The sequence below is a fragment of the Rhizobium sp. BR 317 genome, assembly GCF_047445835.1.
Classification (GTDB): domain Bacteria; phylum Pseudomonadota; class Alphaproteobacteria; order Rhizobiales; family Rhizobiaceae; genus Rhizobium; species Rhizobium paranaense.
Genome location: NZ_JARWLB010000002.1, coordinates 99,200 through 113,478 on the forward strand (window position 1 = coordinate 99,200; position 14,279 = coordinate 113,478).

The 14,279-nt window shown below is 59.2% G+C and carries 16 protein-coding genes; 6 read left to right on the forward strand and 10 right to left on the reverse strand.

Translation table 11 applies throughout. The annotated features are described in order from the left end of the window. Window positions 1-69 precede the first annotated feature (69 nt). Window positions 70-942, forward strand: coding sequence for a DMT family transporter (locus tag QD357_RS03055; RefSeq protein WP_414124029.1), 873 nt, complete (start codon window positions 70-72; stop codon window positions 940-942). A 16-nt stretch (window positions 943-958) separates the two neighbouring features. Here the strand turns inward: QD357_RS03055 and QD357_RS03060 are convergent, their stop codons facing one another. The 8 genes from QD357_RS03060 to QD357_RS03095 form a co-directional block, all read right to left on the reverse strand. Further along, window positions 959-1,483: a GNAT family N-acetyltransferase gene (locus QD357_RS03060; protein ID WP_107108295.1), complete on the reverse strand. Its 525-nt coding sequence runs from the start codon at window positions 1,481-1,483 to the stop codon at window positions 959-961. A 6-nt stretch (window positions 1,484-1,489) separates the two neighbouring features. After that, on the reverse strand, window positions 1,490-2,818 hold the full coding sequence (locus QD357_RS03065) for a bifunctional folylpolyglutamate synthase/dihydrofolate synthase (protein WP_107108296.1): 1,329 nt from the start codon (window positions 2,816-2,818) through the stop codon (window positions 1,490-1,492). A 140-nt stretch (window positions 2,819-2,958) separates the two neighbouring features. Next, the gene (locus tag QD357_RS03070; protein WP_107108297.1) at window positions 2,959-3,720 is read right to left on the reverse strand and encodes an ABC transporter permease; all 762 of its coding nucleotides are present in this window, start codon (window positions 3,718-3,720) and stop codon (window positions 2,959-2,961) included. Beyond that, complete coding sequence (locus QD357_RS03075; RefSeq protein ID WP_107108298.1) at window positions 3,717-4,643, reverse strand: ABC transporter ATP-binding protein; 927 nt, start codon at window positions 4,641-4,643, stop codon at window positions 3,717-3,719. The genes QD357_RS03070 and QD357_RS03075 overlap by 4 nt, the downstream gene beginning before the upstream one ends. Before the next feature lie 404 nt (window positions 4,644-5,047). Continuing rightward, window positions 5,048-5,302, reverse strand: a complete 255-nt coding sequence (locus QD357_RS03080) for a hypothetical protein (RefSeq protein ID WP_107108299.1) — start codon at window positions 5,300-5,302, stop codon at window positions 5,048-5,050. 118 nt (window positions 5,303-5,420) lie between these two features. After that, the gene (locus QD357_RS03085; protein WP_210318803.1) at window positions 5,421-5,864 is read right to left on the reverse strand and encodes a DUF1801 domain-containing protein; all 444 of its coding nucleotides are present in this window, start codon (window positions 5,862-5,864) and stop codon (window positions 5,421-5,423) included. A gap of 75 nt (window positions 5,865-5,939) precedes the next feature. Continuing rightward, window positions 5,940-6,407 carry a DUF1801 domain-containing protein gene (locus QD357_RS03090; protein ID WP_107108301.1) on the reverse strand — a complete coding sequence of 156 codons (468 nt, stop codon included), beginning with the start codon at window positions 6,405-6,407 and terminating at the stop codon, window positions 5,940-5,942. A gap of 167 nt (window positions 6,408-6,574) precedes the next feature. Next, window positions 6,575-7,834: an extensin family protein gene (locus QD357_RS03095; RefSeq protein ID WP_107108302.1), complete on the reverse strand. Its 1,260-nt coding sequence runs from the start codon at window positions 7,832-7,834 to the stop codon at window positions 6,575-6,577. A gap of 233 nt (window positions 7,835-8,067) precedes the next feature. Here QD357_RS03095 and QD357_RS03100 point away from each other — a divergent pair, with 233 nt between their 5' ends. The 5 genes from QD357_RS03100 to QD357_RS03120 all read left to right on the forward strand — a co-directional run bounded on the left by QD357_RS03100 (window position 8,068) and on the right by QD357_RS03120 (window position 12,603). Continuing rightward, window positions 8,068-8,457 carry an acyl-CoA thioesterase gene (locus tag QD357_RS03100; RefSeq protein ID WP_107108303.1) on the forward strand — a complete coding sequence of 130 codons (390 nt, stop codon included), beginning with the start codon at window positions 8,068-8,070 and terminating at the stop codon, window positions 8,455-8,457. Window positions 8,458-8,460: 3 nt separating this feature from the next. After that, on the forward strand, window positions 8,461-9,051 hold the full coding sequence (locus tag QD357_RS03105; RefSeq protein WP_107108304.1) for a hypothetical protein: 591 nt from the start codon (window positions 8,461-8,463) through the stop codon (window positions 9,049-9,051). Window positions 9,052-9,239: 188 nt separating this feature from the next. Further along, on the forward strand, window positions 9,240-10,832 hold the full coding sequence (locus tag QD357_RS03110; RefSeq protein ID WP_107108305.1) for an SEL1-like repeat protein: 1,593 nt from the start codon (window positions 9,240-9,242) through the stop codon (window positions 10,830-10,832). Window positions 10,833-10,926: 94 nt separating this feature from the next. Further along, complete coding sequence (locus QD357_RS03115) at window positions 10,927-12,108, forward strand: SEL1-like repeat protein (RefSeq protein ID WP_107108306.1); 1,182 nt, start codon at window positions 10,927-10,929, stop codon at window positions 12,106-12,108. A 96-nt stretch (window positions 12,109-12,204) separates the two neighbouring features. Continuing rightward, window positions 12,205-12,603: a tetratricopeptide repeat protein gene (locus QD357_RS03120; protein ID WP_107108307.1), complete on the forward strand. Its 399-nt coding sequence runs from the start codon at window positions 12,205-12,207 to the stop codon at window positions 12,601-12,603. A 117-nt stretch (window positions 12,604-12,720) separates the two neighbouring features. Here the strand turns inward: QD357_RS03120 and QD357_RS03125 are convergent, their stop codons facing one another. Together QD357_RS03125 and QD357_RS03130 are read right to left on the reverse strand one after the other, a co-directional pair. Next, window positions 12,721-13,656, reverse strand: coding sequence for a phytanoyl-CoA dioxygenase family protein (locus QD357_RS03125; RefSeq protein WP_107108540.1), 936 nt, complete (start codon window positions 13,654-13,656; stop codon window positions 12,721-12,723). 105 nt (window positions 13,657-13,761) lie between these two features. Continuing rightward, complete coding sequence (locus QD357_RS03130; protein ID WP_107108308.1) at window positions 13,762-14,115, reverse strand: DMT family protein; 354 nt, start codon at window positions 14,113-14,115, stop codon at window positions 13,762-13,764. Window positions 14,116-14,279 lie beyond the last annotated feature (164 nt).

Genomic DNA, 14,279 nt, shown 5'->3' on the forward strand with positions numbered 1-14,279 from the left:
AGCATCACGCACCCATTGAACGCTAGGCATGATGCATATGCCATCACAGATCTCGAAAGTTCGACCGTCATGTCGCCAACCAAAACCAACACGACGACGGAGCTTTTGCTCCTGCTCCTGCTCGCGACCTTGTGGGGCGCCTCCTATACTTTCATCAGGATCGGCGTAGCGACGATTCCGCCGATCACCCTGATCGCCGCGCGCACGCTCATCGCCGGCTGCGTACTGTTTGCAATCGTGCTCTGGCGCGGGTTAGAGCTTCCGCACGATCCCGCCACATGGCGGCGCTTCCTCATTCAGGCCTGTTTGAACAGCGTCATTCCCTTCACCCTGATCGCCTGGGCCGAGCGAACGGTGGATGCCGGTCTGGCGACCATACTGAATTCCACCACACCGATCTTCACCTTCCTGCTGGCGGCGACCCTGCTGCGCAATGAGCGCGTCACCGCACGCAAGCTCTTTGGTATCGCGGTCGGATTGACGGGCATCTGCTTCATCATCGGCGTCGACGCGTTGAACGGTTTCGGCCAGCAATTGCCGGCACAACTTGCCGTGATCGCGGCATCGATTTGCTATGGCGGTGCCGCTCTGTTCGGCCGCAATTTCAAGGGCCTCGATCCGATGATGCCTGCAGTCGGCTCGCTTCTTTGCGGCGCCGTCATCCTTATTCCGATCAGCCTCGTTGTGGATCAGCCATGGACGCTTGCGCCTTCGACGGCGTCGATCGCCGCTCTCTTCGCGCTTGCGATCCTGTCGACTGCCCTTGCCTTCTCGATCTATTTCCGGCTGATCCAGACCCTTGGTTCGATCGGCACGACGGCGCAAGCCTACCTGCGCGTCGGCGAGCCCTTGACCCCGACCGCCGGCATCGGGCTGGTCTGCGTCATCATCGGCGTAATGGCCATGACGATGACACCCCTAAGGAAAGCCGCGCAGGGATGAACGGGCCGGCTCGAAGCTAGATCAACAACGACAAATCGTCCCAAACGAAGATGATGTTGTCCGAGCGCCAAATCGGGCCGGGATCGATATAGCGTCCTGCCATCCGTCCGCCCAGCGACCAGTAAAACGCGATTGCCGGTTCGTTGCCGGCAACGACGCCCAGGGCGGCGCCGGGATAGTGGAGATCGGCAAGATGCCGCGCCAGTTCCCGCATCAAACGACGGCCGAGGCCCTGACGTTTCAGGGAGGGATCGATGTAGAGAGATCGTATTTCCCCGCGCCCTTCGAAGAAGACATACGACGGTGCACCAACCGCGCCGATGCCAACCAGCCGATCGCCTTGCTCTGCAAGCAGCACCAATTGATCACGGCCGGGCTCGGCCAATGTCGCCGCCCATCTGGCTTGCCGATGGGCCTCATCGAGCCTGCGAAAAGCCTCGGGGGATGCCAACGTCCGATAGGTTTCTCGCCATACGGTGACATGCAGATTGGCCATCGCTGCCGCATCTTCGGGAAGAGCCGATCGAATATTGACGTCCATCCTCGATCAGCCGCCTTTCAATAAGACGCTTCGCAGCGCTCCCACAAGATAGAGCGACCCGGTCACGAGAACCCAGCCGTTATTCTGCGCCGCCATCGCCGCGGCGCGGTCCAACGCCTTTCGCACATCAGGCTCGGAGTCGCACGCCATTCCCATGGAGGTTGCCACTGCCTCCAGCTCATTGGCCGGATGAAACCGGCCGGCCCCACCCGCTTCCGTGAACAGTGCATAGGCAGCGTAGCGAGACAGCACGGTCAAGAACCCAGTGGCATCCTTGTCGGACCCCAGCGCAACAATAGCGATACACCCGCCGCTGAACTCGCTATCGCGGCTGATATCCCGCAAAACGGCCTCGATATTGAATGGAACATGCGCGCCATCCATCACCATCGGTACCGTTCGCGGAGCCGCGTTCGGAGCTGCGGGCAGTTCGAAGGCAAACCGCTCCATTCGTCCCGGCAGATGCGCGCTATCCCTGACCGCCTGATCAAGCAGCCGTGCACTGACTGGAATGTCTGGTTGAGCACCGTCGCGCACGCATTCACCACGCTGTCCCAAATAATCCAGAACTAGGCCGGCCAATGCAGCATTCCGGTCCTCTATCGTTGCATCATCGGGAAAATCAGTGCGCAATACGGGACAACCAAGCTCGTCTGCGCGCTGCTGCACAACCTGGCCCGCAGCATCGGAGACAGGAAGTGTCGTCGCGAGCGCCGCGCCGGGCTTCAATATACCCACCTTCTCGCGGGCGATCGCCTCGCGTGTGCTGCCGAGGATCTCCGTATGCTCGAGCTCGATATTGGTGACGACGGCGACCTCGCCAAAGACGATATTGGTGGAGTCCAGCCGGCCGCCAAGCCCGACTTCCACAACCACCCAATCCAGACCGGCGTCTCGGAATGCAAGAAAGGCGGCAGCCGTGATCACGTCGAACCATGTGGCGTCTTCGCCGGCCGTCGCTTCCCGCTTTGCAGACTCGTAGCAATCCAGCGTCTGTTCCACTGCGCTCGCCAGCGCATCGTCTTCGACCGCTCGGCCCAAAACGCTGATCCGCTCGTTCACACGGTCGACATGCGGCGAGCCATAACGACCGACCTTCCATCCTACATGCAGCAAGGCAGCCTCGATGAGTGCAGAAACGGACCCCTTGCCTTTGGTCCCGCCGACATGAATGGCGCGGAAACTTTTGTGGGGGTTACCTAGCCTCTGCATGAGATCGAGGATCGGGTCGAGACCGACACGCATCTCTCCGCGCGGCTTACGCTCCCAATTGGTCAGCAGATCGAGGCGCGAGAGGACATCAGATAGTGAACGGGGCTGGGGGATTGTGGGCATGGAACACCTGCAGCAAGGCTCGCATTGGTCGCCCAGGCGCGCGGCTTGCCATCTTGTTTCGCCAGTGACGTGGACATCAAATCTATGAACCGCGGAGATGGCGATTGCAACCCATGTGCTTGCGGGAAAGCGCCTATCAATCAGTTCCTTAACCGATATCCCGTTTTGAAAATCCACCCGAGGGTCGCCAGGCAGATCAAGAGGAAAAACGTGATCATCGCAAGGCTCAGCACCGGGTTGACGTCGGCGATGCCAAAGAAGCTCCAACGGAAACCACTGACGAGATAAAGAACAGGATTGAGGTGACTGACGGCCTGCCAGAAGGGCGGCAGCATGTTGATGGAATAGAAGCTGCCGCCAAGGAAGGTCAGCGGCGGCACGACCAGCATGGGAATAAGGTTGAGCTGCTCGAAATTCCCCGCCCAAATGCCGATCATGAAGCCGAACAGGCTGAAGGTCACCGCCGTCAGCACGAAGAACAGGATCATCATGAATGGATGTTCGATGGTGATGTGCACAAAGAAGTTCGCCGTCAGCAGGATGATCAGCCCGATCAGCATCCCCTTGGTCGCAGCAGCGCCGACGTAGCCAAGAACGATTTCCGTCATGGCGACGGGTGCGGAAAGAACCTCGTAGATCGTGCCGGTGAACTTCGGGAAATAGATGCCGAAGGAACCGTTGCTGATGCACTGGCTAAGCAGCGTCAGCATGATCAGGCCCGGTGTGATGAAAGCCCCGTAGGATACGCCCTCCACCAGTTGGATGCGCGAGCCGATCGCGGCGCCGAAGACGATGAAATAGAGCGAGGTGGAAATGACCGGCGAGACGACGCTCTGCAGCAGCGTGCGGCGCGTGCGGGCCATCTCGAACGCATAGATGGATTTGATCGCCTCGAAGTTCATTTGTCTTCTCCCACCAGCGATACGAAGATGTCTTCGAGCGAGCTCTGCCGCGTCGACAGGTCTTTGAAATGAATACCCGCGGCCGCCAGACGCGACAGCAAGGCGGCAATGCTCGACTGCTCGTGTTCGGCATCGTAGTCGTAGATCAACGTCGTGCCATTCGGCCCCAGCGACAGGCCATTGCCATCGAGATGATGCGGAACGGCATCCAGTGGCTGCAAGAGATCGAGGATGAGCTGTTTGCGGCCGAGCTTGGCCATCAAGGCCTTCTTCTCTTCCACCAACAGTAGCTTGCCGCCATTGATGACGCCGACACGGTCGGCGATCTCCTCGGCTTCCTCGATGTAATGCGTCGTCAGGATGATGGTGACGCCGGAAGCCCGCAGCCGCTCGACGACGTGCCACATATCTTTGCGCAGCGTCACATCGACGCCCGCCGTCGGCTCGTCCAGGAAAAGGATCTCGGGCTCGTGCGACAGCGCCTTGGCGATCAGGACGCGCCGCTTCATGCCTCCGGAGAGCTGACGCAGCATATTGTCTCTCTTATCCCAGAGCGACAGGTCACGCAGCACCTGCTCGATATGCGCGGGATTCGGTTTCTTGCCGTGCAGGCCGCGTGAAAAGCTGACTGTGTTCCACACGGTTTCGAACTGATCGGTCGTCAGCTCCTGCGGCACAAGGCCGATCATGGTGCGCGTGGCGCGGAACTCCTTGACGACATCGTGACCGCCGACGGTCACCGTGCCGCCGCTCGGATTGGTGATTCCGCAGACAATGGAGATCATCGTCGTCTTGCCCGCGCCATTCGGCCCGAGCAGCGCCAGAATCTCGCCTTTCTCGACGTCGAGATCAACGCCCTTCAGTGCCTGAAACCCATTAGAATAGGTTTTGGTAAGATTACGGATGGAAATGATCGGGGCCATGATGGAGGCGAAGTCCGGCTTTTCTGGTTAGTTTTGCGGCGTTTGCCCGCTATATAGCCGTGTCTGAGGCTTTTATCACCCAGCCGAAATGAAACACTGTGTTCGCCCAAAGGAAAGAACCAGACAACAGGCTGTCATTAAACCGTGACCTTCCTCGGGCATATCTTCCCTAGGTGAGCAACGACTGTCGCACTCCGCCCAACGCCTCTTGGCGACAGCGTCGGCGCCGATGATATTTGCAGATTGATTGCCTTAGCATTCATATTGCATGCGCCATTGCGACATAGAATTCTTTTTCTGGAGCCAGCAAAGATCCCCTGTCGTTGCTGTGCGCCACTCCAGCCGGCCCTGCGCCGGCTTTTCTTTTGCCGGCGATCGATCCCCAACTACCAGGCGCCCACCAACTACCAGGCACCGTTGACGCCGCAGCCTGCCGGCGGCAGGGTCTTGTTTTCGAAGCGCGCCTTCAACATCTCGCAGCCCTTTTCACGTATCGGGCCTGGCATCATCGAGTTAAGGCCGATGCCGACCTCATCGAACGGATCGTTGGCATAGGCAACATAGGCATACCAGCGCCCGCCGATGACAAGAACGATCGCAATGAGAGCGGCGACCAAGGCCTTCCCCAGGCCTCTCTTCCTTCTCGGCGCTTCTTCCATAAACAACTCCCCCACTTTGGCTGGCACGGTTATAGGGAACTACAAGAATGCAGGTAAATGCAACTTCTTGCCCACAGGATTCCGCAGTGAGCCATTGCGATTTTTCTCGCAACGCTCCTCAAGCGCTTTTTGATTTTTTCTGAGAGCGGGCCGGACGAGCGGCACGCGCCGCCGTATTCAGTGCCACCGCCGCGCGAATGAGTGCCTTCAATGCCTCTTCATCGATCTTGTCGCCCTCGTGGAAATCGATGGCACGCCTAGTATTGCCTTCCATGCTGGAGTTGAAAAGGCCTGATGGGTCCTCCAACGAGGCGCCCTTAGCGAAGGTCATCTTCACGACATTCTTGTAGGTCTCGCCGGTGCAGATGATTCCATCATGCGACCATACCGGGACCCCTCTCCACTTCCACTCCTCGACCACTTCGGGGTCCGCTTGCTGAATGAGAGTTCGGACCCGAGCGAGCGTTTCGCCCCGCCAATCACTCAGCTCCTTGATTCTTCCATCTATCAGAAGAGAGGGAGAGTCCTCTGCCGTTCCTTCCTTCGGATCACTCTTCGCCATGCTTGTCGTCGCTTTCTTAATGGATATCGTCCCCCTGTCATTTGAGCATACAACACGCTTATGCCGCAGTGCCCATCACATTCGTTCGCCGGATAATTGGCTGGCTTGCTTTATCCAGGCAGCAAGCTGAGCTTCGTCAAGCTGATCGCCCTCGTGGATGTTGAGATAGCGCGTGTCGTTGCTCTTGGAATCGCCGGGAGGGACGGGAGCGAGCGACGTGCCACGGAAGAAGGCAACTTTAATGTATTTCGTGAAGCAATGGATACCGAGGAACCAGCCTTGGCCTTCCATCCCATAGAGCGGCGAGTTCCATTTGACCGCCTTCTGCACACCCGGAACGGTGCGCTCGATGAGCGCATCGAGACGGCGGCCGACGTCGCTTTTCCAGTCCGGCATGGCGGCAATATAGGCCTGTACGGGGGCGTCACCCTCACCCTTAGCGATCTGCGGATTGCCACCTGCAAGAAGAGTGGCGCCAGCGTTGCTCGGCTTGGCCGTCTTCTCCGCGACTTTCTTTGACCTGATGGACGTCTTCTCAGTCATTGCGTTCACTCCATCGATAGACGGACAACTATCAAGATTGCTTGATTTTGTAACGGCGACCTGCTCGGCGTAGTGGCAAACACGCTCGAGATAACAGCTTCTGCGACAACTAGCCTCCCAACCAACGCATTGCCACTATTTGCAGTTCCCGCAAGGTAAGATCTGCATCACAGGCTGCAGTAACGCCGCCCGCCCCTGCGATCCCTCAGATCGAAGTGGAAATGGTTCCAGTGTTCGGCGTTGCTGCCGGGGCCGAGCACAGTGTCGAAATAGTTGCAGCTATCGCTGCGCACCGCCTTCAGAAGCCGGCCCTCACGGAAGGAGAACAGCCCCTTCTTGCGGACATCGATGACGTGTCCGTTTTTCAGGACGAAGGTGCCGACGTCGATGGCATTGCCATGGGCATGTTCCGACATCGGATTGTAGCGTTGCCGGCTATTGTTCATCCGGCGGCAGGAATAACCGCCGAGTGGCACGATCGTGCCGATACCCGTCCAGTAGCGCGTACGGGCCGCCGGGGCCAATTCGTTCTTCACCCATTTTGCAAAGGCAAGCGTTACCTGACAGTTCAATGTCACCGCCGGCTTGACGGCGATATTGCCAGAAAGTCCGCTCAGCGAAACCGGGTAAGGAACCTGGCAGGCCGGGCCATCGGAAATCGGCGGCTTGTCGTTGTAGACGACGCCCATGCGCTGCAATTCCTGCCGGCAGGCGATTTCCGAAGCAGGCATGGCACCGCCGGGCGACGATTGCGGCACTTCCTCCTGCTGTTCGATCCGTGGCATTGGGTTGCCGACACGCGGCAACATGGCGACCTGCACGTTGGGTTGCTGCCGGCGGATCGGCGACTGATTGAGTTCAGCCTGAGCGCTCGGGCGTTGAATAATGGAGCGATTGGCCTGCACGGGCGTATCCGAGCCGATCCCGTCGACGACAGGCTGATCGGTTTCGCCCTCAGCAATATTCTGCCCTTCCTCCTGCGCCAGTCCAACGACCGGTCCGGACTGCGCTTCCTCGCTTGGTCCAACGCCAAGTTCCGCATCCATATTGACGCCCTGAGAGGCCGCATCCGACTGCTGTGCTAAGCCCTGTTCGACGTCCGTGGTCGTCACAGCCTCATTGGCACCAGCCATCGGCAAGCGGCCCTGTTTGGCGGCGGCAGAGGCAGGCATCTTCGCGGCACTCTGCCGGCTGCCGGAGAGATTGTAGGTATTGGCGTAATTGGCTGAGGCGGAGTTAACCGGAGCTTGGTCACCTTGGTAGGTGAACTGCCGCTGCGCCATGCTGCGATGTGGCTTGATCGAGCCGACACGGGCGCTGCTGTCGATGTTCGACGGCGGTACGAGGCTATCAGCCGTGCAGGCGACCAGCGCCGACGACATGAGCAGCGGCAGGACAGCCCGCCGTAGAAAGGACAAATACGCCATACTCCAGATCCGCTCCTGCTGCCCCAGCCACGGTCGGCAACTATTACGAATCTTAAATAAAAACGGTGAATGAATGCTTACCGCCCCACGAAAGCGGGACATTCGCGATGGTCAGAAAAAGCGTGAGGCATTCGAAAGAGCTGTTGTCGAGCGCAGACGAAGCCTTCCCCATCGAGATTCGATTGCGTAGGCTGAACGCCGGAATCAAAGTCTTTGTCGATTGGAGCGAATGAATGAACGACAGCGTCAAGCCAAGAGGCGAATTGACCTTGCGCACGCTGGCCATGCCCGCCGACGCCAATCCTGCCGGCGACATCTTCGGCGGCTGGGTCATGGCGCAGATGGACTTGGCGAGCGGCATTCGCGCCGCCGAGCGCGCGCGCGGGCGCGTCGTCACCGCCGCCGTCAAGGAAATGGCTTTCGAACTGCCGGTGAAGATCGGCGATACGCTGAGCGTCTATACCTATATCGAACGCGTGGGCCGAACCTCGATCACGCTCATCGTCGAAGCCTGGGCCCATCGCTCGCGTTACGCCAAGCTGGAGAAGGTCACGGCCGGTACGTTCATCATGGTGGCGCTTGATGAGAACGGCGCGCCGAAGCCGGTTCCCGCGGAGAGCTGATGGATGGAGGCTGCGCGGACGCCCGAGGTCTACGTCTATATCAGGACGGTCATGAGCATGGTCATCGGCCTCGCTCTTGCCCAGCTCCTGACACGCCTCGCCGGTTTCGTGCAATCGCCTGGCAAGCACCGCGTCTATCTGGTTCATCTCGGCTGGGTACTATCGATGTTCCTGTTCATCATCCATTTCTGGTGGTGGGAATATCGGCTGCAGTCCGTCGCGGAAATCAATTTCGGCGTCTATCTTTTCCTGATCTGCTTCTGCTGCCTGTTCTACTTCCTCTGCGTGCTGCTGAATCCTCCCTCGATTGAGGATTATGGCGGTTTCGAAGAATATTTCATCTCACGTCGCCGCTGGTTTTTCGGCCTGCTCGCGGTCACCTACGCCGTCGACCTCATCGACACATTATTGAAGGGCGAGACCTATTTCCGGTCGCTCGGCTGGGAGTATCCGACCCGCAACGTCGTTTACATCGTCCTCTGCATTATCGCCGCCATCACCGCCAATCGCCGTTTCCAGGCGGTGTTCGTGTCGATCGGGCTGATCTACCAGATTAGCTGGATTTTTCGGCTGTACGATGTGCTCCCGGGATAGAAGCAACCAGCCATGCAGGGAGCGATACCCATATTTTGCTGCATTCCAAGCATGAGAACGGCAACGGTGCCGACCGGACCGATATCGGTAAAACGACTGCCATCTCCATGCTGTACACCCATTGACCAGAACTATCCCGCATTGTTCAGTGCGGCCGAATATTAGCTTGCGGACGGGAGGGCGCGCTTTTGAAGATCAACAGCTTTGCATTTGGATTGGCGCTCGCTCTTTCGCTCGCTCCCTTTGCCTATGCCGATGATCCCGCGCCAAGCCCCGACGACACGACGATCGCGCTGAAATATTGGGTACAATACGCAAAAGATGGCAATCCGGCCGCCCAATATGGCCTCGGCTATCTCTACGCCAACGGCCAGGGCGTCGAGCATGACGATGCGCAGGCTGTCGATTGGTATCGAAAGGCGGCAGCGCAGGGCAACGCCAAGGCTGAATACGCCCTTGCCTACATGTATTCCAACGGTCGCGGCGCCGACAAGGATCTGGCACAGGCAAATGCCTGGTACCGCAGAGCCGCCGAACAGGGCAATGCAGACGCGCAATATGCCCTCGGCTATTCCCTCGCCAACGGCCGCGGTTTGGATATCGACAACGCACAGGCGGTCGGCTGGTACCAGAAATCCGCCGCGCTCGGCCAACCGCAGGCCCAGTATGCGCTCGGCTACATGTATTCACACGGCATCGGCGTCCGCGAGGACGATACGATGGCGCTCGCCTGGTATCGCAAGTCGGCCGATCAGGGACGCGGCGATGCACAATATGCGCTCGGCTATATGTATGATAACGGCCTTGGCACGGCCGCCGACCTAAGCCAGGCGATAGAGTGGTATCAAAAATCAGCAGATCAGAGCGATTCCCAAGGCGAATATGCGCTCGGCTATGCCTATGCCAACGGCCGAGGCGTCGATCAGGACGATGCCCAGGCCTATTCCTGGTATAGGAAATCCGCCGAGCAGGGCCGCGCGGACGCGCAATACGCGCTTGGTTACGGCTTCGCCAACGGCCTCGGCGTTCCCCAGGACGATAAGCAGGCGCTGCAATGGTACCGCAAATCGGCGGATCAAGGCCGTGCCGATGCGCAATATGCCGTCGGCTACTCCTACGCTAATGGTCAGGGCGTTCCGGTCAATGATGATATCGCGGTCGAATGGTATCGCAAGGCGGCCGACCAGGGAGATGCCCAAGGCGAATACGCTCTCGCCTTCATGCATGCCGGCGGCCGCGGCATCGCCAAGGATTATGGCAAGGCATTGCAATGGTACCGCAAGTCCGCCGATCAGGGCCGTGCCGATGCGCAATATGCACTCGGCTATATGTATGACAACGGTCAGGGCACAGCTTCGGACAAGAACGAGGCGGCGGCCTGGTACCGCAAATCGGCCGACCAGGGCAATTCGGAAGGGCAATATGCCCTTGCCTACCTCTATCACAGCGGCGACGGTGTTCCCAAAGACGACGGCCAGGCCGTCGACCTCTTCCGCAAGGCCGCCGAGCAAGGCGACGCCCGCGCCCAGTATGGCCTGGGATATATGTACTACAATGGCTACGGCGTGGCGAAGGATACCAACCAAGCCTCCGATTGGTTCCACAAGGCAGCAGATCAGGGCCTGCCGGAAGCGCAACATGGCCTGAGCTACATGGCAGCCGATGGGGGCGGTCTGATCAAGGATGTTGGCCCGGAGGGTCAAGAGCCCGTCAAAACGAATGGCCAGAGCGACGAGCCAGGCTGGGTCCTTCTCAAGGTGCTGACGACGCTGTTGCCATAGTCCTATAACTCCTGCGTGCAGCAGCGCCTTGCGCGCTCGCCCGTGGCGTTGTTTAGTATTCACATAAATGAGATCACAGGTTGAGGAGTCTAACGTGCGTTTCAAGAGGGCGGCCATCGGATTGCTTTTTGCGCTGGCATCCATCGGCATCGCGCATGCCGATCGAGGACAGGACGCCTATAACCGAGGCGACTACAAGGCGGCGCTGGACTACTGGCGCCCGCTCGCGAGCAAAGGCGACGCCGCGGCGCAATTGAAACTCGGCGAAATGTACGAGGAAGGCGATGGCGTCGAGAAGGATCTCACCCAGGCGCTCAACTGGTATCGCAAGGCTGCCGATCAGGGCAATGCCGAGGCGCAGTTCAACGTCGGGACGATGTATGACGAGGGCGAAGGTGTCGCAACGGACGACGCCCAGGCCGTCGTCTGGTATCGCAAGGCCGCGGAACAAGGCTATCGCGATGCGCAATACAATCTCGCTTTGATGTACGACAATGGCGAAGGCGCGGCTCAGGACAGAGCGCAAGCTTTTGTCTGGTACAGCAAGGCAGCCAAGCAGGGCGATGCAGATGCACAGTTCAATATCGGCGTCATGTACGACAACGGTGACGGCGTAAACCAGGACAAGGGCGAGGCCGTCGCCTGGTATCGCAAATCCGCCGACCAGGGTAACGCCGACGCGCAATACAATCTTGCCATCATGTACGACGAGGGCGACGGGGTGCCCCGCGACGATGCCCAGGCTTTAGCTTGGTACCGCAAGTCCGCTGACCAGGGAAAAATCGAGGCGGAATACAATCTCGCCGTCATGTATCGCGACGGTGAAGGCGTCCCCAAAAACGGCAATCAAGCCGTCTTTTGGTTCCGCAAGGCGGCCGATCAAGGCGACGCAGAGGCGCAATATAATCTCGGCGCCATGTATGCCGATGGCGACGGAATTGCTGAAGACGACGTTGAGGCCCTTGCCTGGTTCCGCAAGGCGGCGGATCAAAATGACGTCGAAGCTGAGTACAATCTCGGCGTGATGTATCGCGACGGCGAAGGCGTTGCCAAAGACGGTCTCCAGGCCGTCGACTGGTTCGAAAAGGCGGCCGCGCAGAACTATGCCGACGCTGCCTACAACCTCGGCGTCATGTATCGTGACGGCGATGGCGTGCCGGCGAATTGGGCAAAATCCTTCGAATGGTTCCGCAAGGCAAAGACCATGGGTCACAACGACAATGAGCCCGATGACAATGAGGAAAAGCCGCTGCAGAAAAAGACCATCCGGATTTGAAATGACCGGATGAACGAAGTCTCTGCCAGCCTTGCGCTGACAAGCAGCTATGCTTAGGTCTTGCCGGAACGGGAATCATGGATGGGAGATCGCCGGATGCGGCTCAGACAGATAGGCCTCGGACTGACGCTGGCACTTTCGATCGCTTTCCAAGCCCATGCCGAAGACGGGCAAGCCGCCTTTGACAAGGGCGACTATGCCAGCGCCCTCGCCCAATGGCAGCCTTTGGCAATCAAAGGCGATGCAGCGTCGCAGGATGGCCTCGGCAGTCTTTATGCGCTCGGAAAGGGCGTGCCGCAGGACTATACCCAGGCGATCGCGTGGTTCACCAAAGCCGCCAATCAAGGCCTGCCCAAGGCACAATTCCATCTCGGCTACGCTTATCTCCGCGGCGATGGTGTAACCAGAGACCGTAACACGGCGATAGGCTGGTTCCAGAAAGCCGCTGCCCAGGGCTATGCGCCGGCACGGGGTATTCTCGATCAGATGAATTGAGCCGGAGCGCTCGCATCTAGAGCGGTTCAGCGTTTCACGGAATCGCTTTCCCGCTCTATCCCTTTGTTTTGACGCATTCCGGACGGAAAACCGCTGCGCACTTTTCTTGGAAGTGCTCTAGAGCATATCCCCCAAGCTCCAGTGATTGCCCCAGCGGGCGTCGATTTCGTCCTCGACATTCTGATAGCGGATGTCGGTCGAGAGGCGCAGGCGGCCCTTCGGATCGCGATTGGTCGTGGACGCATGGATCATATAGGGGCTGTGCAGCACGATATCGCCGGCCTCGTAGTCGGCAGCGAGCCAGCGCGTCTTGAAGCGCTCCGCCATGTCGGGCAGGTCTTTGGAAACCCAGCCGCCTTCGGTCATGTTCTTGTTGAAGGCGCTGACGCGTTCCTCCGGCGAGAGCGACGCGCTTTTGGCCGCGAACTCCTTCTCCATATCGGTGCCGATCCGGTGCGATCCCTCGAGATAGACGAGGCCGCCCATATCGACCGGGGTGTCGCCGATCGGAATCCAGGCTGTGACGATACGGCTCGTGCCGCCGCGCAGATAGACGAGATCGTAGTGCGCAGGGGTCACGACGCTGGTGTTCGGCCGGGTGAAGCGCATGATCTTGCGCTTGTGCAGATAGGAGATGCCCTGCAGGAATTCGTCCATGAACGAAGCCAGCCGCGGCTGGGTGCAGAAGCCCTCATAGGCCACCGAGCGCACCAAGGCCATTAGCCTCCGGTCGGCCTGCGCCTTGTCAGCCTCCCCCTCCGCAGCGAGGCCGACCATCGGGTCCGAGCCGGGCTGCAGAAGCCCGGTGTCCATCAGATGCGCAAACACCCAGGCGCGGAAATCGAGTACGTCTTGCCGCTTCAGAAATCCCTTGAGCCAGAGATAGCCATGCTGCTGATATTGCTCGCGCAGTGTCGCAATATCAGTCGCGGCGTCGGTCGGTTCGAGATAGCCGAAACGATCCGGCGCCATCGACAAGATCTTGCCGTTCGCCTCCAGCGGCGCCAGCCCCCGCGCCGTTTCATCCAATACCGAACGCAACGAACCCGACATCTCTTCCTCCCGAAACATGCCATTCGCCGGCAGTTCCGCGAAGGCCGAACCGCCAGACGAATCATAGGATGAATGGCGAGCGCTGCCTAGCGGCTTATGCCCGCTTCATCCCCGGAAAATGAAGGAGGCGCCGACGGCGATCAGCGCAAAACCGATGGCGTGGCCCCAGGTCAGATTCTCGCCCAGCCAGAGGACCGAGAAGCCCGAGAACACGATCAGCGTGATCACCTCCTGAATGGTCTTCAACTGCGCCGTCGAATAGTAGCCGGAGCCGATGCGGTTGGCGGGTACGGCCAGGCAATATTCGAAGAAGGCTATAGCCCAACTGCCGAGAACGGCGATCGCGATGGCCGTGCTCTTGTGCTTGAGATGGCCGTACCAGGCGAAGGTCATGAAAATATTGGAAGCAAACAGCATGACGACCGGCCAGATGGCGGCCGGGTTGAGAATAGAGGGCATGGCAAATCCTTTGGGCATAACGAATCGCTCGCACCATGGCCCGGCAGTCCCTGAAAATTCAAGAGCGGAGTGCCGCGCCTAAACGCGGCAGTGAGGTGAATAGGGAAATGGGGCGAATTGGCGGTGGCTGGAAGCGTCGTGCGTTCACAAGAATGTGGGGATTG